The sequence below is a fragment of the Phenylobacterium sp. genome (genome assembly GCF_030680185.1).
GTDB lineage: Bacteria > Pseudomonadota > Alphaproteobacteria > Caulobacterales > Caulobacteraceae > Phenylobacterium.
In genome coordinates, this window is sequence record NZ_JAUXVZ010000032.1 from 88,266 (window position 1) to 107,211 (window position 18,946).

19 protein-coding genes and 1 other RNA gene are annotated in these 18,946 nt (G+C 69.7%); 16 read left to right on the top strand and 4 right to left on the bottom strand.

Annotation, left to right across the window (positions count from 1 at the left end):
* Window positions 1–5 precede the first annotated feature (5 nt).
* The 4 genes from Q8L83_RS07330 to Q8L83_RS07345 are packed head-to-tail and all read left to right on the top strand — an operon-like array spanning window position 6 to window position 4,997.
* Window positions 6–1,475 (top strand): CpaE family protein, encoded by a 1,470-nt coding sequence (locus Q8L83_RS07330; RefSeq protein WP_305285668.1) that lies wholly within the window; start codon window positions 6–8, stop codon window positions 1,473–1,475.
* A gap of 2 nt (window positions 1,476–1,477) precedes the next feature.
* On the top strand, window positions 1,478–3,019 hold the full coding sequence (locus Q8L83_RS07335; protein ID WP_305285669.1) for a CpaF family protein: 1,542 nt from the start codon (window positions 1,478–1,480) through the stop codon (window positions 3,017–3,019).
* Entirely contained in the window at window positions 3,016–4,002 is a 987-nt protein-coding gene (locus tag Q8L83_RS07340; RefSeq protein ID WP_305285670.1) for a type II secretion system F family protein, read from the top strand. Before Q8L83_RS07335 ends, Q8L83_RS07340 begins: the two co-directional genes overlap by 4 nt.
* Before the next feature lie 11 nt (window positions 4,003–4,013).
* Window positions 4,014–4,997, top strand: coding sequence for a type II secretion system F family protein (locus tag Q8L83_RS07345; protein ID WP_305285671.1), 984 nt, complete (start codon window positions 4,014–4,016; stop codon window positions 4,995–4,997).
* Window positions 4,998–5,013: 16 nt separating this feature from the next.
* Here the strand turns inward: Q8L83_RS07345 and Q8L83_RS07350 are convergent, their stop codons facing one another.
* Complete coding sequence (locus Q8L83_RS07350) at window positions 5,014–5,862, bottom strand: tetratricopeptide repeat protein (RefSeq protein WP_305285751.1); 849 nt, start codon at window positions 5,860–5,862, stop codon at window positions 5,014–5,016.
* Between the two features lie 87 nt (window positions 5,863–5,949).
* Here Q8L83_RS07350 and Q8L83_RS07355 point away from each other — a divergent pair, with 87 nt between their 5' ends.
* Complete coding sequence (locus tag Q8L83_RS07355; RefSeq protein ID WP_305285672.1) at window positions 5,950–7,326, top strand: M17 family metallopeptidase; 1,377 nt, start codon at window positions 5,950–5,952, stop codon at window positions 7,324–7,326.
* Window positions 7,323–8,159 carry a C40 family peptidase gene (locus tag Q8L83_RS07360; RefSeq protein WP_305285673.1) on the top strand — a complete coding sequence of 279 codons (837 nt, stop codon included), beginning with the start codon at window positions 7,323–7,325 and terminating at the stop codon, window positions 8,157–8,159. The genes Q8L83_RS07355 and Q8L83_RS07360 overlap by 4 nt, the downstream gene beginning before the upstream one ends.
* Window positions 8,160–8,229: 70 nt before the next feature.
* Here Q8L83_RS07360 and Q8L83_RS07365 read toward each other — a convergent pair whose 3' ends face one another.
* Entirely contained in the window at window positions 8,230–8,889 is a 660-nt protein-coding gene (locus Q8L83_RS07365; RefSeq protein WP_305285674.1) for a cytochrome c family protein, read from the bottom strand.
* Window positions 8,890–9,059: 170 nt separating this feature from the next.
* Here Q8L83_RS07365 and Q8L83_RS07370 point away from each other — a divergent pair, with 170 nt between their 5' ends.
* Together Q8L83_RS07370 and Q8L83_RS07375 are read left to right on the top strand one after the other, a co-directional pair.
* Entirely contained in the window at window positions 9,060–9,809 is a 750-nt protein-coding gene (locus Q8L83_RS07370) for a 3-deoxy-manno-octulosonate cytidylyltransferase (protein ID WP_305285675.1), read from the top strand.
* On the top strand, window positions 9,806–10,651 hold the full coding sequence (locus Q8L83_RS07375; protein WP_305285676.1) for a prephenate dehydratase: 846 nt from the start codon (window positions 9,806–9,808) through the stop codon (window positions 10,649–10,651). The genes Q8L83_RS07370 and Q8L83_RS07375 overlap by 4 nt, the downstream gene beginning before the upstream one ends.
* 167 nt (window positions 10,652–10,818) lie before the next feature.
* Here the strand turns inward: Q8L83_RS07375 and nudC are convergent, their stop codons facing one another.
* Window positions 10,819–11,745 (bottom strand): NAD(+) diphosphatase, encoded by a 927-nt coding sequence (nudC, locus tag Q8L83_RS07380; protein ID WP_305285677.1) that lies wholly within the window; start codon window positions 11,743–11,745, stop codon window positions 10,819–10,821.
* Between the two features lie 60 nt (window positions 11,746–11,805).
* Here nudC and ffs point away from each other — a divergent pair.
* From ffs to Q8L83_RS07410, 6 genes are all read left to right on the top strand, one after another.
* Window positions 11,806–11,904, top strand: an RNA gene (gene ffs, locus Q8L83_RS07385) — signal recognition particle sRNA small type.
* Between the two features lie 21 nt (window positions 11,905–11,925).
* Window positions 11,926–13,722, top strand: a complete 1,797-nt coding sequence (locus tag Q8L83_RS07390; protein WP_305285678.1) for a DNA polymerase III subunit gamma/tau — start codon at window positions 11,926–11,928, stop codon at window positions 13,720–13,722.
* A gap of 3 nt (window positions 13,723–13,725) precedes the next feature.
* A complete protein-coding gene (locus tag Q8L83_RS07395; protein WP_304715251.1) occupies window positions 13,726–14,052 on the top strand; it encodes a YbaB/EbfC family nucleoid-associated protein in 327 nt (108 codons plus the stop codon).
* Window positions 14,053–14,062: 10 nt separating this feature from the next.
* Window positions 14,063–14,665, top strand: a complete 603-nt coding sequence (recR, locus tag Q8L83_RS07400; RefSeq protein ID WP_305285679.1) for a recombination mediator RecR — start codon at window positions 14,063–14,065, stop codon at window positions 14,663–14,665.
* Between the two features lie 208 nt (window positions 14,666–14,873).
* A complete protein-coding gene (gene rmuC, locus Q8L83_RS07405; RefSeq protein WP_305285680.1) occupies window positions 14,874–16,154 on the top strand; it encodes a DNA recombination protein RmuC in 1,281 nt (426 codons plus the stop codon).
* A gap of 56 nt (window positions 16,155–16,210) precedes the next feature.
* Window positions 16,211–16,720: a peptide deformylase gene (locus Q8L83_RS07410; RefSeq protein ID WP_305285681.1), complete on the top strand. Its 510-nt coding sequence runs from the start codon at window positions 16,211–16,213 to the stop codon at window positions 16,718–16,720.
* Between the two features lie 88 nt (window positions 16,721–16,808).
* Here the strand turns inward: Q8L83_RS07410 and Q8L83_RS07415 are convergent, their stop codons facing one another.
* Window positions 16,809–17,075 carry a hypothetical protein gene (locus tag Q8L83_RS07415; RefSeq protein ID WP_305285682.1) on the bottom strand — a complete coding sequence of 89 codons (267 nt, stop codon included), beginning with the start codon at window positions 17,073–17,075 and terminating at the stop codon, window positions 16,809–16,811.
* A gap of 98 nt (window positions 17,076–17,173) precedes the next feature.
* On the opposite strand from Q8L83_RS07415, the gene fmt reads away from it, so the two are divergent.
* Window positions 17,174–18,100 (top strand): methionyl-tRNA formyltransferase, encoded by a 927-nt coding sequence (gene fmt, locus Q8L83_RS07420; RefSeq protein WP_305285683.1) that lies wholly within the window; start codon window positions 17,174–17,176, stop codon window positions 18,098–18,100.
* A complete protein-coding gene (gene truA / locus Q8L83_RS07425; RefSeq protein ID WP_305285684.1) occupies window positions 18,100–18,861 on the top strand; it encodes a tRNA pseudouridine(38-40) synthase TruA in 762 nt (253 codons plus the stop codon). The genes fmt and truA overlap by 1 nt, the downstream gene beginning before the upstream one ends.
* The last annotated feature ends 85 nt before the right edge of the window (window positions 18,862–18,946 follow it).

Here is an 18,946-nt window from a genome sequence, read left to right on the forward strand (position 1 = left end):
GTCTGATGCGCGCGAGTTCCGGACCCGATCCTTTCGACCTCCAGTTCGAAGCCGATGACGACTTCGGCGCGCCGGGCGATGAGGCCTGGGGCGCCCCGGCCGCGCGGTCGGCGCCCCGTCGCGACCCGTTCGCCGACCTGGAACCTCCGCCCCCGGTGGCGGTGGCCGCCGATCCCCTGCGTGCTGACCCTCCCGCCGAAGGCCGCCGGGCCGAGCCTGCGGCGCCGACTACGGACAATCCGGTCCATGAGATGATGGCCACGGCAGAGGCCGCCTTCGGCGACACGCCTGTCCCGCGCATCACCATCCACGCCTTCACCGAGCGCGACCGCACCGCCGATCTGATCGAACACGCCGCCAAGGACCGTCGCATGGAACGGGCCACGGTCACGGTTCGCGAGGGGGGGCTGGCCGCGGCCGTCGCCGCCTATCAGAACCAGCCGACCCCGCCCCTGCTGGTGGTGGAGTGCTGCGAGGGGGGCGCGCAACTTCTGGCCCATCTCGACAGGCTGGCCGAGGTCTGCGACCCCGGCTCCAAGGTGGTGGTCATCGGGGCGGCCAACGACATCGCCCTCTATCGCGAGCTGATGCGTCGCGGCGTGAGCGAATACCTCGTTCCGCCGATGAAGCCTCTGCAGTTCGTCCGCTCGATTGCGGGGCTTTACGCCGATCCCAGCGCGCCCTTCGTCGGGCGCCAGATCGCCTTCTGCGGCGCCAAGGGCGGCGTCGGCGCCTCGACCCTGGCCCACAACATCGCCCACGCCATCACCGAGCGACTGGCGGCCAACGCCGTGCTGGTGGACCTGGACCTGCCGTTCGGCACTGCGGGCCTCGACTTCAACCAGGACCCGCTGCAGGGGGTGGCCGACGCCCTGGGCGAGCCTGACCGTCTCGACCCGGTCCTGATGGATCGGATGATGGCCCGCTGCACCGACCGGCTCAGCCTGTTCGCCGCGCCTGCCTCGCTGGACCAGGACTACGACATCTCGGCCGACGCCTTCGAAGAGGTGACCCAGAAGATCCGCGGTGCGGCGCCCTTCGTGGTCCTCGACCTGCCCCATGTCTGGACCGCCTGGAAGCGCCGCATCCTGCTGTCGTCCGATGATCTGGTGATCGTGGCGACGCCGGATCTCGCCTCCCTGCGCAACACCAAGAACCTGGTGGACCTCGTCCGCCGGGCCCGGCCCAACGATGCGGCCCCGCGGCTGATCCTCAATCAGGTGGGCGTGCCGGGCCGTCCGGAGATTCCGGTCAAGGACTTCGGCGAGGCGCTGGACCTGGTTCCCGCTCTGGTCCTGCCCTTCGAGCCCAAGCTGTTTGGCCAGGCGGCCAATAATGGTCAGATGCTGTCAGAGGTCGCGCCGCGGGGCAAGACGACCGAAGCCCTGGCCGAGCTTGCCCAGCAGATCAGCCGCCGCGAAGCCCCGGCGCCGCAGAAGTCCTCGCTTCTGTCGGCCCTGTTGCGGCGGAAATAGCCATGTTCGGGAAGCGCTCCGCCGAGGCCGAAGCCGTTGCTCCGCAACGGGCGCCCCAGCCCAAGGCGCCCGCGCCGGCCGGCGCGTCCGCCCCGCCGCCCGCCAAGTCGGCGGCCCCCATCGCCACGCGTCCCCAGCGCAGCGAGCCCCCGGCGGCAGGCGCTCAACCGGCCCGGTCCAAGCCCGAGGCGGGCCCCAAGGCCACCAGCGGCTTCGAGCAGCTTCGCGCCGCCCAGGGTCCTGCGCCGGCCACCCAGGTGGTGCGTGAGCAGTCGGACTATTACCACGCCACCAAGACGACGATCTTCAACGCCCTGATCAATACGATCGACCTGGCCCAGCTGGCCCAGCTGGACGCCAAGGCCGCGGCCGAGGAGATTCGCGACATCGTCGCCGAGCTGGTGGCGATCAAGAACGTCTCCATGTCGATCTCCGAGCAGGAGACCCTGGTCCAGGACATCATCAACGACGTCCTCGGCTATGGCCCGCTGGAGCCCCTCCTGGCCCGGGACGACATCGCCGACATCATGGTCAATGGCGCCAGCCGGGTGTTCATCGAGGTCGGCGGCAAGGTCCAGCTGACCAATGTGCGGTTCCGCGACAATTCCCAGCTGATGAACATCTGCCAGCGGATCGTCAGCCAGGTCGGCCGCCGGGTCGACGAAAGCTCGCCGATCTGCGACGCTCGCCTGCCCGATGGCAGCCGGGTGAACGTCATCGCCCCGCCGCTGGCCCTCGATGGCCCCACCCTGACCATCCGGAAATTCCGGAAGGACAAGCTGACCATGAAGGACCTGGTGGAGTACGACTCCATCACGCCTGAAGGCGCCAGGGTCCTGGGCGTGATCGGCGCCTGCCGGTGCAACATCCTGATCTCCGGGGGCACGGGTTCGGGCAAGACCACCCTGCTCAATACGCTGACGGCCTTCATCGACCCCACCGAGCGGGTCGTGACCTGCGAGGACGCCGCCGAGCTGCAGCTGCAGCAGCCCCATGTGGTGCGCCTGGAAACCCGGCCGCCGAACCTGGAGGGCCAGGGCCAGATCACCATGCGCGACTTGGTGAAGAACTGCCTGCGGATGCGGCCCGAGCGGATCATCGTCGGCGAGGTGCGCGGGCCTGAGGCCTTCGACCTGCTGCAGGCCATGAACACCGGCCACGACGGCTCCATGGGCACCCTGCACGCCAACAGCCCCCGCGAGGCGGTCAGCCGTCTGGAATCCATGATCACCATGGGCGGCTATGGCCTGCCCTCGAAGACCATCCGGGAAATGATCGTCGGCTCCATCGACGTCATCATCCAGGCCGCCCGCCTGCGGGACGGCTCGCGTCGCATCACCCATGTCACCGAGGTGGTGGGCCTGGAAGGCGACGTGATCATCACCCAGGACCTGATGCTCTACGAGATCACCGGCGAGGACGCCGAGGGCCGCGTGGTCGGTCGCCACCGTTCGACGGGCATCGCCCGCCCCAGGTTCTGGGACCGGGCCCGCTATTACGGGCTGGAGCGCGAACTGGCCGAAGCCCTGGACGCCGCGGAATGAGCGCCACCGCGCTCAGCATCCTGGCCGCCGTGCTCGGCTTCATCGCCGTGGCCGGCTTTGGTTTCGCCCTGGCCGGTCAGTCGCCGAGCCAGGCGCGTGCGGCCAAGCGCACCCAGGCGATCCTGGGCCGTGAGCCGCGGGACGCCAAGGCCCGCCGCGCCACCGGCGCCACCCAGGACCAGCGGCGCAAGCAGATCCTGCAGAGTCTCAAGGAGCAGGACCGCCAGCAGCGCAAAGCCTCCCTCTCCATCGGCGCGCGCCTGCAACAGGCCGGGCTCAGCATCAATGTCCGCACCTTCTGGCTGATCAGCGCAGGGCTCGGCGTGTCCGTCTTCCTGCTGATCCTGATGGCGGGCCAGGCGGCCTATGTCGCCCTGGGTCTGGCCTTCGCCGCGGGCCTGGGCCTGCCGCGCTGGGTCGTCGCCATGATGGCCGCCCGGCGGACCAAGAAATTTGTCGAGGCCTTTCCCGACGCCATGGACATCATCGTCCGCGGTATCAAGTCGGGCCTGCCGGTCAATGACAGCCTGCGGATCATCGGCGCCGAAGCGCCCGAACCCCTCGCCAGCGAATTCAGGTCGCTGACCGAAAACACCGGCATGGGCGTCTCCATCGATCAGGCCATCGACCGGATGTATGAGCGCATGCCGGCCCAGGAGGTTCGCTTCTTCGGCATCGTCCTGGCGATCCAGCAGAAGACCGGCGGCAATCTGGCCGAAGCCCTGGGCAACCTCTCGACGGTCATCCGCGCCCGCAAGCTGATGCGCGAAAAGATCAAGGCCCTGTCCGGCGAGGCCGTCGCCTCCGCCTTCATCATCGGCTCTCTGCCCCCGGCGGTGGTGGTCATGATCACCATAATGGCGCCGGAATACATGGCGCCGCTGTTCACCGATGTGCGCGGCCGGATCATCCTGCTGGGCGGCGCGCTGCTGATGGGCTTGGGAATCTGGGTGATGCGCCGCATGATCCGGATGAAGATCTAGGGGCGGCTGCGATGGACCTCGGCGCCTTCACCGATCCCGACAACCTGCTGGCCGTCTTCGTGGCGGTGGTGACCTTCGCCACCCTCATGACCATCGCCCGGCCGTTGATGAATCGCAGCAACCTCGAGGCGCGGCTCAAGTCCGTCTCCAGCCGCCGCGAGGAGCTGCGGCGCAAGTCCCGGGAGGCCCTGGTGGCGGCCAAGGGCGGCTCGCTGCGCCAGACCGACGAGGGACTCTACAAGAAGGTCGTCGAACGTCTGCAGCTTTCCCGGCTGCTGGAGGACCCGCAGGTGGTGGAAAAACTGGCCCAGGCCGGTTTCCGCGGGCCGCGGCCGGTCAGCACCTTCTACTTTTTCCGCTTTGTCTCGCCCTTTGTGATCGCCGCCGGCGTGGGCTTCTATCTCTTCGTGGTCAACGACTTCGGCCTGACGCCGATGACGCGCTTCGCCGCCAGCGTCGCGGGCCTGACGCTGGGCTACTACGCCCCCAACATCTACATCAGCAACATCGCCCAGAAGCGCCGGGAGTCCATCGTCGGCGCCTTCCCCGACGCCCTGGACCTGCTGCTGATCTGTGTGGAGTCCGGCATGTCCATCGAGGCGGCGATCCAGAAGGTCAGCCAGGAGATCGGCGGCTCCTCCATCGAGCTGGCCGAGGAAATGACCCTGCTGACCGCCGAGCTCTCCTATCTGCCGGAGCGCCGGCAGGCCTATGAGGGGCTGGCCAAACGGACCAACCATCCGGGCATCAAGTCGGTCACCACGGCCATGATCCAGGCCGAGCGCTATGGCACGCCGCTGGGTACGGCCTTGCGGGTGATGGCCAAGGAGAACCGCGACCTGCGCCTGGCCACGGCCGAGAAGAAGGCCGCCCAGCTGCCGGCCAAGCTGACCGTGCCGATGATCGTCTTTTTCCTGCCGGTGCTGTTCCTGGTGATCCTGGGGCCGGCGATCCTGCGGGTCATGGACATGATGGCCGCCAACGGCCCGGCCTGAGCCTACTGGCCTAAGCCTACTGGGCCGAGCCGACAGAATTCCAGGACCGACCCGCGCCCCCTGTCGAGCCCGCCGCCGCGGCGGCCCGCAGATAGGCCAGGTTGTTGGCCACCAGCTGCGGCGGCAGGTCCTGGCGCGCCAGGGCCTCGGCCTCGGCGAGCCGGCCCTGCAGGCCAAGGATCAGCGCCAGGTTCTGGCGGGCGACGGCGGTGGCGCCGGGCAGGGTCGCGGCGTGGCGCAGGAGGGCTTCGGCTTCGGCGGTCTGACCGCGAGCGGCCTGGAACATGGCGAGGTTGGACAGCACCGAGGCGTTGTCCGGCGCAAGCTGCACGGCCCGCCGATGGGCCGCCAGAGCCTCGGCGTCCCGCTCCGCCTGCTCATAGGCCATGGCCAGCAGGAAGGGCGCGCGCCAGTCGCCGGGCGCCAGGCTCTGGGCCTTGCGGCCAGGTTCGACGGCGTAAAAGCCCTGGCCGCGGGCGAGATGGGCGCGGGCCAGCTCCAGCATCACCTCGACATTGTCGGGCGCCAGCACGGCCAGCCGCTCGGCGGCGGCGGCGGCGTCATCGGGCTTGCCCATGTTGCGCAGGGCGCGGGAGAGGCCGATCCCGGCCTCGAGGTCGGTGGCGTCGAGATTGACTTCCCGGGCCCAGAAGGCCGCCTGGGCCAGGGGGTCGAGGCGGGCCGACAGGGCGCGTTCTTCGGCGTTGGCCTTTTGCGGCTTGGGCGGCTGTGAGGTTGCGCTCGCCCCCGCCTCGGGCGCGGCCGGGGTCTCAGCCTTGGCCTTGAATCCGAACGCCTGCGCAGGGACGACCGAGGTCAGGCTCAGCGCGAGGGCGGTTGCGGCGAGGGCCGACATGCGACACATGACCAAGGGTAGCCTCCGTAGGTTCGGTCCAGACTGGACCGGGCGCCTTAAAGGAAGCGTTAAGCATAAACCGAAGGGCCAGCCGCCATGTCCGACGTGATCCTGGACGCCGCAGAGGGCGTCATCGTCCCGGTCCACCTGCTGCGGGAGGCCGATGTCGAGGCCGCCGTGGCCACGCTTGGACCGCAGGGCCGCGGTCTGGCGGCGGCTCAGGGGTTCAAGGGCAAGGCGGGTCAGATCCTGCTGGTTCACGACGCCGAGGGCGGGCTCGAACAGGTGCTGTTCGGTCTGGGCCAGGCCCGCGCCTCCGGCGTCCGCGCGCTCGCCGCCAAGCTGCCCCAGGGCGCCTACCAGATCGCCGCCGGCCCGGAGGACATCACCCCTGACGAGGCGGCCCTGGCCTTCGCGCTGGGGAGCTACCGCTTCGACCGCTACAAGAAGAAGCCCGACGAGCGCCCGCGCCTGCTGGCCAAGGGGGCCGACGTGGCCGCCGTCCGCGCCATGGCCCATGCCTGCGCCCTGGCCCGCGACATGATCAACACCCCGCCCAACGACATGGGGCCGCTGCAGATCGAGACCATCGCCCGGGAGATCGCCGAGCAGCATGGGGCGGCGATCACGGTGATCACCGGCGAGGGGCTGCTGGAGGCCAACTATCCCGCGGTTCATGCCGTCGGCCGAGCCGCCGCGGCGGGTCGCGAGCCGCGGATGATCGAACTGTCCTGGGGGCAAGAGGATCATCCCCTGGTGGCGATCATCGGCAAGGGGGTAGTGTTCGACACCGGCGGCCTCGACATCAAGCCGTCGGCCGGCATGCGCCTGATGAAGAAGGACATGGGCGGCGCCGCCCATGCCCTGGCCCTGGCGCGGATGGTCATGGCCGCCAGGCTGCCCGTCCGGCTGCTGGTCCTGACCCCGACGGTGGAGAACGCCATATCCGGCGAGGCCATGCGGCCGGGCGACGTCATCGACTCGCGCAAGGGCCTGACCATCGAGGTGGGCAATACCGACGCCGAGGGCCGCCTGATCCTGGCCGACGCCCTGACCCGGGCCGCGGAGTTTTCGCCGGACCTGACCATCGACCTGGCCACCCTGACCGGGGCGGCGCGAGTGGCCCTGGGGCCGCAGCTGCCCCCCTTCATGACCGACGACGAGGACCTCGCCACGGCGATCATGGCGGCCTCGGAGGCGACGGAGGACCCTCTGTGGCGTCTGCCCCTGTGGAAGGGCTATGCCGAGTCTCTGGACAGCGATGTGGCCGACTTGAAGAACGACCCGGACGGTTGGGCGCAGGCCGGCGCCATAACCGCGGGCCTGTTCCTGCAGCGGTTTGCGCCGGAGGGCGCCTGGGTCCACCTGGACATCTTCGCCTGGAATCCCCGCGCCAAGCCGGGCGTGCCGGCCGGGGGAGAGGTCATGGCGATTCGCGCCCTCTTCCGCCTGCTGCAGGATCGCTACGGGTGAGCCGCGATCCCCGTCTGACGCTGGCGCGTCCCGATCTCGCCGCCCGCGATCTCGAAGGGCTGGTGGCCGCCGAGCGCTATGCAGAGCCCAGGCCCTTCGCCTGTCGCGTGGCGGCGAGCGCCATCCGCACGTCGCCCTCAATGGCGGCCGAACAGGCCGACCAGCTGCTGTTCGGCGAAATCTTCGACGTCCTGGACGAGGTGGATGGCTTCGCCTGGGGCCAGGCCCGGCGGGACGGCTATGTGGGCTATGTGGCCCTGGAGGCGCTTGGGGCCCCATCGCACGTCACCCACCGGGTCAGCGCCCTGCGCACCTATGCCTTCGAGGCGCCCAGCATCAAGGCGCCGGCTCTGGGGCCGTTCAGCCTCAACGCCCTGGTGGCCGAGGCCGAGCGGGAGGGGCGCTTTGTCCGCGACGCCAGCGGCGCCTGGTTCGTCGAGCGCCATCTCGCCCCGGCGGGCTTCGACTTCGCCAGCGACCCGGCCACGGTCGCCGAGCGCCACCTGGAGACGCCCTATCTCTGGGGTGGGCGCGAGAGCCTGGGCATAGACTGCTCGGGTCTCGTCATGCAGGCGATGCTGGCCTGCGGCCGGGCCTGCCCGCGGGACACCGACATGCAGGAGGCGCGCTTCACCCAGAACGCCGATCCCCAGGCCCTGCGTCGCGGCGACCTGGTCTTCTGGCGCGGCCATGTGGCCATGATGCTGGACGCAGACCAGATCATCCACGCCAACGCCCATCACATGGCCGTGGCGATCGAGCCGCTGAACACCGCCATTGCGCGGATCGAGGCGGCGGGCTCGGGCGAACCCACCAGCTATCGTCGCCCCTGAGCCGAAGGCCAGACACGAAAAAGCCCGGCGCTGGGGCCGGGCCTGATCGTTCGAAGGTGTCGCCTTAGGCTCAGGTGGCCGGAGCCTCGGCTTCGGCGGCCAGGGCGGCGGCTTCAGCCTCCCCATCGACCGGCGCAGCGTCTTCGCCCTCGGCGGGGGCAGCCTCTTCAGCCGCCGGCTCTTCCACCGGGTTCGGCGCAGGGAACGGGATGGAGCCGCCCATGGAGTGCAGATAGGCCACCACATTGATCAGCTCTTCGCGGCGCTTCAGGCCGACAAAGGTCATCTTGGTGCCCGGGACGACGCGCTGGGGGGCCTCAAGGAAGCGGCCGAGCTCTTCGTGGGTCCAGACCGGCGCTTCTTCGCCGTGATCGACCATGGCGGCGGAATAGGAGTAGCCGGCATGATAGGCCGGGTGGGCGCCGACCACGCCGAACAGGTTCGGGCCGGTGCCATTGGCGCCGCCCTGGGCGATGGTGTGACAGCTCACGCACTTGGCGAAGCTGGCCTCGCCCGCCGCCACGTCGGCGGTCGGCAGCACCGTGCCCCAGTCGATGGGCGCCTCGGCGGGCGCGCCGCCGGCGGCGACTTCAGGAATGTCGATGGCATAGCCAGCCGTCTCGGGCGCATGCGGCGCAAACACGATGGCGGAGGCTTCACGCAGGCCAACAATGGCCAAGCCTGTCGCCAGCACTGCGCCGGCGACCTTGTTGAACGTAAGGTCGCTCATAGTCTTGGATTCGGCCCTCTTTGAGGCCGGTCATCAGAAACCGGCGGACGCGCGGGAATCTCCCGCCCCTTATTGCGCCCGCGTCTCTTACACGCTACCGGCGCTCGTGCAACCGGCCAGTTCGTCGCTGGGAGCGTCAAGCGCTACCGCGCACAGCCTTCGTCCGAACCATGACCCCGATCATCCTCATACCCGCCCGCATGGCCGCCACCCGCCTCCCTGGAAAGCCCCTGGCCGACATCGAAGGCGTGCCGATGATCGTGCGGGTTCTGCGCCAGGCGCAGGCGGCCGATGTCGGTCCTGTGGCCGTGGCGGCGGGCGATCCTGAGATTGTCGAGGCGGTAGAGGCGGCTGGCGGTCGGGCGGTGCTCACCGACCCGGATCTGCCCTCGGGATCGGATCGTATCCTCCGCGCCCTGGACGTTCTGGACCCGCAGGGCCGCCACGACGTGGTGGTCAATCTCCAGGGCGACATCCCCTTTGTGGCGCCTGGTGTTGTGCGCGCCTGCGCCGATCTGCTGGCCCGTGAGCCGGCCTGCGACATTTCAACCATCGTGGTGGCCGACAGCGACGCCTCAGAGCGCTCGAACCCCGACATCCCCAAGGCGGTGCTGGCCATGGCGGCGGACGGCCGCTCGGGCCGCGCCCTCTATTTCACCCGCTCGACCCTCTATGGGGACGGGCCGGTCTGGTTGCATCACGGGGTCTATGGCTATCGGCGCGAGGCCCTTGTCCGCTTCACGGCTGCGCCGCCCTCTCCGCTGGAGCAGCGCGAGCGGCTGGAACAGCTGCGCGCCCTGGAGATGGGCCTGAGTATCTGGGCGGCGGTGATCGACTCCGCGCCGATCTCGGTGGACAACCCCGCCGATCTGGAACGCGCCCGGGCCCATGCCCGGACCATGACTGAGGGACTTCGATGAGCCAGGGACGTATCGCCTTCCAGGGCGAGCTGGGCGCCAACAGCCATGAGGCCTGCGCCGCCTACTTCCCGGATTACGAGCCCGTCCCCCATCCGACCTTCGACGAGGCCTTCGAGGCGATCAAAAGCGGCGACTGCCAGCTGGGCATGATCCCGGTCGAGAACTCCATCGCCGGGCGGGTGGCCGACGTGCACCACCTGCTGCCGAGTTCCGGCCTGAAGATCATCGGCGAGAAGTTCAAGCCGATCCGCTTCCAGCTGATGGTCAATCCCGGCGTCAAGCTGGAAGAGGTGACTACGGTCCAGTCCATGGCCATCGCCATCAGCCAGTGCCGCAGGACGGTCAAGCGCCTGGGCCTGAAGGCCGAGGCCGTGGGCGACACCGCCGGGGCGGCGCGGATGCTGGCCCAGAACCCGGACCGGACCCGGGCGGCGATCTCGCCGGCCCTGGCGGCCGAGATCTATGGCCTGGACATCCTCATGCGCGACATCGAGGACGAGCGGCACAACACCACCCGCTTCCTGGTGATGACCGCCGACCGGGATCCGCCGCCCCCGCCCTTCACCAGCCCCTGCATCACCAGCTTCGTGTTCCGGGTCCGCAACCTGCCGGCCGCCCTCTACAAGGCGCTGGGGGGCTTTGCGACCAATGGCGTCAACATGACCAAGCTGGAAAGCTACATGGAGGACGGCGCCTGGACGGCGACCTTCTTCTACGCCGAGGTCGATGGACGTCCGGAGGATCGCGGCCTGGCCCTGGCCTTCGAGGAACTGCAGTTCTTCTCCGAGAAGTTCGAGATCCTCGGCGTCTATCCGGCCGACCCCTTCCGCGCGCGGGTCTAGGCGGGCGCCTCTGGCTGTTGCGCGGTGCGACCGCCCTCGTCCTTCGAGGCCCTGCTGGCGCAGGGCGCCTCAGGATGAGGTCGGACCGAGAAGCCGCTAACCCCCTCCCTCATCCTGAGGTGCGAGCGAAAGCGAGCCTCGAAGGACGCACGGCCTCGCCGCCGGACTCAGCCTTCCTCGGCCCAGGCCTTCAGCAGCTGATGGGCGATGGCGAGCGGCCCGGGCGCGAACACCCCTTCGATCTTGCCGGCCAGCAGGTCGCGGGCCTCGGCGCGGGTGAACCAGCGGACCTCCGACAGCTCGGTCTGATCCGGCGCAGCCTGGTCGTCCTCCACCTCGGCCAGCAGGCCGATCATCAGGGATGACGGATAGGGCCAGGGCTGGGTCGAGTGGTAGCGGACCTTCACGGTCTTAAGGGCGGCCTCTTCGGCCAGCTCCCGCGCGCAGGCCTCTTCGATGCTTTCGCCGGGCTCGAGGAAGCCGGCCAGGGCCGAGAACATGCCCGGCGGCCAGGCCTCCTGGCGGCCCATCATGCAGCGGTCCCCCAGATAGGGCAGCATGATCACCACCGGATCGGTACGGGGGAAGTGTTCGGCCTTGCAGACCGGGCACTGGCGCTTCCAGCCCCCGTCGACCACGACGCTGGGCTCGCCACAGGCCGCACAGTGGCGGTGGCGGCGGCGCCATTCGAACATCGACTTGGCCGTGGCGGCGATGGCGGCCTCGGGGCCGGGCAGGCGCAGGGCGACGGCCCGCAGATCCTCGAAGGCGCCGACGCCCCGCAGGGGACCTTCGGCCGGATCGACCCCGCCCTCGATGTCGACGGCGAAGACCGCCACGTCTTTCCAGAGCCCCATGAACAGCAGCCGCTCGACGCCGCCCGCCAGCTCGTCGGAAATCGTGGCCGGCACATAGGCCAGCTGCACGCCCCCGTCGGCGGTGGTCTCCACGAGGGGCCGACCGTTCCACAGGACGATGGCCAGCGATTCGGCCGCGGTCTGCATTTCGGCGAGCCAGGCTGTGTCGCCCCGGCGCTCGCTGGCGCGGTCCAGGGGGTTGCCGGCGAAGGTGTTTTGAAAGGCTGTGAGAGGCATGAACGCGGTTCTATCTGCGCAGCGGCTTGCACGCACCCCTTTCGATCGCGATATTGGGGGTGGAGATCGGCGACGGGCGGAGTCCTCGCCAACCCGGTCAGGTCCGGAAGGAAGCAGCCGTAACGAGTTTCGCTTCGGGTCGTCGTCCGGTCTCCACCCGCCTCCTCTCACCGTCTCCTCATGGCCGACCCAGACATCACGCTCGATTCCGATCTGCCCGAGCGTGATCCGAATACGACGGACATGTTTGGAAACCCCGAGCCGGCGCCCGCGCCGGCTGCGGCGGAGAGCGCGGCCTATACGGTCATCGCGCGGAAATACCGGCCCCGGACCTTCGAGGATCTGTTCGGCCAGGAGGCGATGGTGCGCACCCTGCGCAACGCCTTCTCGGCCGGCCGCATCGCCCACGCCTTCATGCTCACCGGCGTCCGCGGGGTCGGCAAGACCACCACGGCGCGCCTGCTGGCGCGGGCCCTGAACTACGAATCCGACACCATCCACGCCCCGACCCTGGACCTGTCGCAGGAAGGCCGGCATTGCCGGGCCATCGTCGAGGGGCGCCACATGGACGTGCTGGAGCTGGACGCCGCCAGCCGCACGGGCGTCGGCGACATGCGCGAGCTGCTGGACGGGGTGCGCTATGCCCCCGTCGAGGCGCGCTACAAGGTCTACATCATCGACGAGGTCCACATGCTCTCGACCGGGGCGTTCAACGCCCTGCTCAAGACGCTGGAGGAACCGCCGCCCCACGCCAAGTTCATCTTCGCCACCACCGAGATCCGCAAGGTGCCGGTGACCATCCTGTCGCGGACCCAGCGCTTCGACCTGCGCCGGGTCGAGCCGGAGGTCATCGTCAAGAACCTGGAGATGATCTGCGCGGCCGAGGGCGCGCGGGTGGAGGCCGAGGGCCTGACCCTGATCGCCCGCGCCGCCGAAGGCTCGGTGCGCGACGCCCAGTCCATGCTCGACCAGGCCATCGTCCAGGCGGAGTCGGGCGAGACGGTGAGCGCCGTCTCGATACGCGACATGCTGGGTCTGGCCGACCGCGCCCAGACCATCAGCCTGTTCGAACAGGCCATGAAGGGCGAAGGCGGTCCCGCCATTGAGACCTTCCGCAGCCTCTATGGCTATGGCGCCGATCCGGCCCAGGTGATGGGCGACCTGCTGGAACATTGCCATTCGGCCTCGGTGGCCAAGGCCGTGGGTCCGCAGGCCCTGGTCATGCCCAAGGATCAGGCCGCCCGCCTGACGGCCATCGGCGCGGCCCTGTCGGCCGGCACGCTGTCGCGGGTCTGGCAGATCCTGCTGCGGGCCCACGAAGAGGTCCGCCGCGCCCCCGACCCGGCCGCGGCCGTGGACATGGCCCTGATCCGCCTGGCCTACGCCGCCGACCTGCCGGGGCCGGAGGAGGCGCTGAAGAAGCTCCAGGCTGGCGAACCCCTGCCAGGCGGCTCTGGCCCGTCCGGTGGTGGGGGAGGCGGCGGCTCCGCCATGGGCTCCAGCGGCGGGGCGACGGCCATGGCCCGCCAGATGGCCCAGCCCCAGGCGCAGGCTGCGCCCGAGATTAGCCTGCGGCGGTTCGAGGACGTGATCGCCCTGATCGAGCAGAAGCGCGACATCTCCCTGCGGCTGGACGTGGAGCGGTTCGTGCGCCCCATCGCCTTCCGTCCCGGCGTCATCGAGTTCGAGCCGGCGCCTGGCGCCCCCAACACCCTGATCCAGCGCCTGGCCGGACGGCTCAAGGAATGGACCGGCCAGCCCTGGCTGATCGTCGCCCAGGGCGGCGGCGGCGCCGAAAGCCGCTGGGAGCTGCAGAAGCGCGAGGAGCGCGAGGCCCGGGAGCGGATCGAACAGGACCCCTTCGTGCGGTCCGTCATGGAGGCCTTTCCCGGCGCGGAGATCCTCAGCGTCCGCGCCCTGCCGCAACCCGACGTCCAGCCGACCGGCGAGGACGAGAACGAAACCGAAGAGGACTAGCCGATGAAGGATCTTGGCTCCCTGATGAAGCAGGCCCAGGCCATGCAGCAGAAGCTAGCCGACGCCCAGGCGCGGCTGGCCGAGACCACGGTCGAGGGCACGTCCGGCGGCGGCATGGTCAGGCTGACCCTGCGCGGCTCAGGCGAGCTGGCCGGGGTGGTGCTCGACGAAAGCCTGCTGGCGCCCGGCGAGGGCGAGGTGGTGTCGGACCTGATGGTGGCCGCCCATGCCGACGCCAAGCGCAAGCTCGACGCCATGCAGGCCGAGGTGATGCGCGAGGCCGCCGGTCCCCTGGCCGGCATGGGCCTGCCCGGCATGCCCAAGTTCTGATCGACACCCCTTGGCCGCATCCTCCGGACCCGAGATCGAGCGGCTGATCGCGCTGCTGGCCAAGCTGCCCGGCATGGGGCCGCGCTCGGCGAGGCGTGCGACGCTCGCCCTGCTCAAGCGCCGCGAACAGCTGCTGACCCCGCTAGCCCAGGCCCTGGCCGACGCGGCCGAGCGGGTGAAGACCTGTTCGACCTGCGGCGCCTTAGACACCCGCGACCCCTGCGCCGTCTGCGCCGATCCCGAGCGGGATGGCGGCCTGATCTGCGTGGTCGAAGAGGTCGGCGCCCTGTGGGCCATGGAGCGAGGCGGCTCCTTCCGGGGCCGCTACCACGTCATGGGCGGCCTGCTCTCGGCCCTGGACGGGGTGGGGCCAGATTCCCTGCGGATAGGCTCCCTGGTCGCCCGGGCCGAGGCCGCCGAGGTCACCGAGGTGATCCTGGCCCTGCCCGCCACAGTCGATGGCCAGACCACCGCCCACTATCTGGCCGAGCGCCTGGCGCCCTGCGGCGTGACGATCTCGATGCTGGCCCGCGGCGTGCCCGTCGGCGGCGAACTGGACTGGCTGGACGACGGCACCATCGCCCAGGCCCTGCGGGCGCGCCGCCCGGCCTGAGGCTCTGCGTCCTTCGAGGCTCGCATGCGCTCGCACCTCAGGATGAGGAGCACCAGCTCACCGTCATGGTCGGGCTTGACCCGACCATCCATGAACACCGTTCTGGCCAAGGTGTTCATGGACCCTCGGATCAAGTCCGAGGGTGACGGAGTGTAGGGGTTTGGTCCCGGCCCTGGCCCAAGCCGCCGACTCCCGCTAGGAACGGAGCATGAACCTGGATGCCTCCCTCGTCTCCGTCGTGGTCTGCGCCCTGGCCGCCGTCGCCGGTTTCGCCTGGGCGCTGATGGAACGTCGCCGGGCCGACCGGCTGCAGGGGGACTATTGGAGCCTGCGCGACCACAGCGCCAACGCCGAGGCCGAGCTCCGCAGCTTCAAGGCCCAGTCCGAGGCCCAGGCCGAAATCCTGCGCAACCAGGCGGCCCAGTCGGCCAATGTGGTCGCCGAGGCCCTGCTCAAGCGCACCGAAGAGACCTTCCGCAATCGTGAGCAACTGGCCCAGGCTAGGCTTGAGGCCCAGCTGAAGCCCGTGGCCGAGACCCTGGCCAAGTTCCAGGAACAGGTCACGGCGGTGGAAAAGACCCGCGCCGAGGAGACCGGCGGCCTCAAGGCTCAGATCGCGCAATTGCTGACCGCGTCCGTCGCCACCCAGGACGAGGCGCGCAAGCTCTCGGCCGCCCTGCGCCGGGGCGCCGGCGTCCAGGGCCGCTGGGGCGAGCAGACCCTGCGCAATGTGCTGGAGGCCGCGGGCCTGTCGCACCGCTACGACTTCGACGAGCAGGTCTCCACCGACTCCGAGGACGGCAAGCGCCGTCCCGACGTCACCGTGCGCCTGCCGGGCGGGGCCCTGTTCGTCATCGACGCCAAGTGCTCGCTGAACGCCTTCCTCGACGCCCAGGAGGCTACCGACGACGCCGTGCGCGAGGCCTGTTTCGTGCGCCACACCCAGAGCGTGCGCGCCCATATGCAGAGCCTGTCGGCCAAGGCCTATTGGGACCAGTTCGAGGCCTCGCCGGACTTCGTGGCCATGTTCATCCCCGGCGACAGCTTCCTGGCCGCGGCGCTGGACCGGGCGCCGGACCTGATGAGCGAGGCCATGGACCGCCGGGTGCTGGTGGTGACGCCGACGACCCTGTTCGCCCTGTGCAAGGCTGTGGTCTATGGCTGGCGGGTGGAGGAGCAGGCCGCCAACGCCCAGGAGATCTCCAAGCTCGGTCGCGAGCTCTACAAGCGCCTGTCGGTCATGGGCGGCCACGCCGCAGCCGTGGGCAAGAAGCTCGAAGAGGCGGTCGGCAAGTACAACCAGATGGTCGGCTCCCTGGAGACACAGGTGCTCACCCAGGCCCGACGCTTCGAGGACCTGAAGGTCGATCACGAGGGCAGAGAAATCCCCGAACTCAGCCCCGTCGAGACGGCTGTGCGGCCCCTGGCCAAGCTGACGGCCGAGGCCGATTCCACGCCGCGTTTCCGGGCCGTGGGCGACGACGGATAGCCTCTGCGGGCGTCCCTGACCTTGACGCTTGCGGACCGGAGCCTTACCTCCCGATCATGGCTATCCGTGAAATCCTGACTGTCCCCAACCCGGTCCTCAAGCAGGTCTCGCAGCCTGTCGCCGCTGTGGACGACGAGCTGCGCGCGCTCATGGACGACATGCTGGAGACCATGTACGCCGCGCCGGGCATCGGCCTGGCCGCCATCCAGGTGGGTGTGCCCAAGCGGGTGATCGTCATGGACATCGCCGGCCCCGACGAGGATCGCCAGCCCCGGTACTATGTGAATCCCGAAATCCTCTGGGCCTCGGACGACACCGCGCCCTATGAGGAAGGCTGTCTCTCGATCCCCGACATCTATGACGAGGTCGAGCGCCCCGCCAAGGTCAAGCTCCGCTATCTCAACTATCAGGGCGAGCAGGTGGAAGAGGACGCCGAGGGGCTGTTCGCCGTCTGCATCCAGCACGAGATGGACCACTTGGAAGGCGTCCTGTTCATCGACCACCTGTCGCGGCTGAAGCGCGACCGCGCCGTGGCCAAGGTCAAGAAGCAGGCCCGCGCCGCCTGAGGCGAGCAAGGCGCAGACTTGGCTGGACATCATAAAAAAGGGCGGCCCGTCACACGCGCCGCCCTTCATCATGTCTGAGGCGGACGTCTCAGTTGGTCGCGTCGTCGGCGGCGTCGCTGATCTCGTCGCCGGCGGCTTCCATGGCCTGGCCAGCCTCGTGGGCGGCCTCCTTGGCCATGGCCGTGGCGTCAGCGGCGGCGTCCTGGGCCGCATCGGCGGCCTCGGAGGCGGCCTGGCTGGCTTCGGCGGCCATCTGATCGGCGTTGGCCTCGGCCTCGTTCTGTTCGGCCTGCGAGCAGGCGGCGAGCGCCAGAGCCGCGGCGGCGAAGGTGATGGTGGTCAGGGTCGTGCGCATGGTGGCCTCCTCTTTTCCTGAAGCGGCCGATTAACGGTCAAGCTTGCTGGATGGTTCCGCGGCTTTGCGCACCCTGCGGAGCGCGGTAAACGGCGTCCATGCGCCTCGCCTTTCTTGGTACTCCCGACTTCGCCGTCGTCGCCCTGGCCCGCCTCGTGGCCGCCGGACACGACATCGCCTGTGTCTATTCGCAACCGCCGGCGCCGCGGGGGCGGGGCCAGACGCTCAAGCCCTCAGCCGTCCACGCCTTTGCGCAGGACCACGGGCTGCCCGTTCGGACGCCGGTTTCCATGCGCGATCCCGCCGAGATCGAGGCCTTCCGCGCCCTCGACCTCGACGCCGCCTGCGTGGTCGCCTACGGCCAGATTCTCACCGCGGAGGTGCTGAACGCGCCGCGGCTCGGCGCCTTCAACCTGCACGGCTCGCTGCTGCCGCGCTGGCGCGGCGCGGCTCCGATCCAGCGGGCCGTGATGGCCGGCGACGAGATCACCGGCGTCCAGGTGATGCGGATGACCGAGGGCCTCGACGAAGGCCCGGTCCTGGCGACCGCCACGGTCCGTATCGGGCCCCGGGACACCGCCGGCGACATCCATGACCGTCTGGCAGAGCTGGGCGCCGACCTGCTCGCCGAGACCCTGCCGAGGATCGAAGCCGGCGTCGCGGAAGAAATCCCGCAGGCCGCCGAGGGCGTCACCTACGCCAAGAAGATCCGTCCCAAGGAGGCCCGCATCGACTGGTCGCGGCCGGCTGCGCGCACCGATGGCCAGATCCGCGGCCTGTCGCCCTTTCCCGGCGCCTGGTTCATGGCGCCGGGCGACAAGGGGCCGGTGCGGGTGAAGGTGCTGGCCTGCGTCCGCGAGGCGGGGGCGGGCGCGCCGGGCGAGGTGCTGGACGATAACCTGCTGGTGGCCTGCGGCGACGGCGCGGTGCGCCTTTTGCGGCTGCAGCGTGAAGGCCGCGGTCCCCAGGACGCGGACGTCTTCCTGCGGGGCTTTCCGCTGCCGGCCGGGACAATGCTCAGCTGATGCCGCGCTACAAACTCACCGTCGAGTATGACGGACGGCCCTATCGCGGCTTCCAGGCCCAGGCCGGCCTGGCCTCGGTGCAGGGCGCTATCGAGAAGGCGGTCAAGGGATTCTGCGGCCAGGACCTGCGGCTGCAGGCGGCGGGCCGCACCGACACCGGCGTCCACGCCACCGGCCAGGTGGTGCATGTGGACCTGGACAAGGCCTGGAAGGCCGAGGTGGTCCGTGACGCCCTGAACGCCCATCTCGTGCCCGAGCCCATAGCCATCCTGTCGGCTGAACAGGTCGAGGACCCCCGCTGGCACGCCCGCTTTTCGGCGACCGAGCGGCGCTACATCTACCGCATTCTCTGCCGCAAGGCGCCGCCCGCCCTGGACTGGGGCCGGGTCTGGCATGTGAAGAAGCCGCTGGACGCCGACGCCATGCATGCCGCCGCCCAGGTGCTGGTGGGCCATCACGACTTCACCACCTTCCGCGACCTGCAATGCCAGGCCAAGTCGCCGATGAAGACCCTGGACGTGGCCGCGGTGCGCCGCGAGGGCGAGGAGGTGATCCTGGAATTCGCCTCGCGCTCCTTCCTTCACCGGCAGGTCCGCTCGATGACCGGCACGCTCGCCGAGGTGGGCCTGGGCCGCTGGAGCGCCGCCGATGTCAGCCAGGCCCTGGCGGCCCGCGACCGCCGCGCCTGCGGCCCCGTGGCGCCGGCCACAGGCCTCTATCTGGTGGGCGTGACGTACGGCGCGACAGCGCCAGAAGTTTGAACCACGAAGCTCACAAAGGGCTCGAAGGACGCAAAGGCTCTTCGTGAACTTCGTGTCCTTCGTGGTTGACGCTCACTCCGCGCCT

What these genes read in the sequence shown, in the direction of transcription:
- Q8L83_RS07330 (WP_305285668.1), top strand. Translation starts at nt 6, where the DNA reads ATGCGCGCGAGTTCCGGACCCGATCCTTTCGACCTCCAGTTCGAAGCC.
- Q8L83_RS07335 (WP_305285669.1), top strand. Translation starts at nt 1,478, where the DNA reads ATGTTCGGGAAGCGCTCCGCCGAGGCCGAAGCCGTTGCTCCGCAACGG.
- Q8L83_RS07340 (WP_305285670.1), top strand. Translation starts at nt 3,016, where the DNA reads ATGAGCGCCACCGCGCTCAGCATCCTGGCCGCCGTGCTCGGCTTCATC.
- Q8L83_RS07345 (WP_305285671.1), top strand. Translation starts at nt 4,014, where the DNA reads ATGGACCTCGGCGCCTTCACCGATCCCGACAACCTGCTGGCCGTCTTC.
- Q8L83_RS07350 (WP_305285751.1), bottom strand. Translation starts at nt 5,862, where the DNA reads ATGTGTCGCATGTCGGCCCTCGCCGCAACCGCCCTCGCGCTGAGCCTG.
- Q8L83_RS07355 (WP_305285672.1), top strand. Translation starts at nt 5,950, where the DNA reads ATGTCCGACGTGATCCTGGACGCCGCAGAGGGCGTCATCGTCCCGGTC.
- Q8L83_RS07365 (WP_305285674.1), bottom strand. Translation starts at nt 8,889, where the DNA reads ATGAGCGACCTTACGTTCAACAAGGTCGCCGGCGCAGTGCTGGCGACA.
- Q8L83_RS07370 (WP_305285675.1), top strand. Translation starts at nt 9,060, where the DNA reads ATGACCCCGATCATCCTCATACCCGCCCGCATGGCCGCCACCCGCCTC.
- Q8L83_RS07375 (WP_305285676.1), top strand. Translation starts at nt 9,806, where the DNA reads ATGAGCCAGGGACGTATCGCCTTCCAGGGCGAGCTGGGCGCCAACAGC.
- nudC (WP_305285677.1), bottom strand. Translation starts at nt 11,745, where the DNA reads ATGCCTCTCACAGCCTTTCAAAACACCTTCGCCGGCAACCCCCTGGAC.
- Q8L83_RS07390 (WP_305285678.1), top strand. Translation starts at nt 11,926, where the DNA reads ATGGCCGACCCAGACATCACGCTCGATTCCGATCTGCCCGAGCGTGAT.
- Q8L83_RS07395 (WP_304715251.1), top strand. Translation starts at nt 13,726, where the DNA reads ATGAAGGATCTTGGCTCCCTGATGAAGCAGGCCCAGGCCATGCAGCAG.
- rmuC (WP_305285680.1), top strand. Translation starts at nt 14,874, where the DNA reads ATGAACCTGGATGCCTCCCTCGTCTCCGTCGTGGTCTGCGCCCTGGCC.
- Q8L83_RS07410 (WP_305285681.1), top strand. Translation starts at nt 16,211, where the DNA reads ATGGCTATCCGTGAAATCCTGACTGTCCCCAACCCGGTCCTCAAGCAG.
- Q8L83_RS07415 (WP_305285682.1), bottom strand. Translation starts at nt 17,075, where the DNA reads ATGCGCACGACCCTGACCACCATCACCTTCGCCGCCGCGGCTCTGGCG.
- fmt (WP_305285683.1), top strand. Translation starts at nt 17,174, where the DNA reads ATGCGCCTCGCCTTTCTTGGTACTCCCGACTTCGCCGTCGTCGCCCTG.
- truA (WP_305285684.1), top strand. Translation starts at nt 18,100, where the DNA reads ATGCCGCGCTACAAACTCACCGTCGAGTATGACGGACGGCCCTATCGC.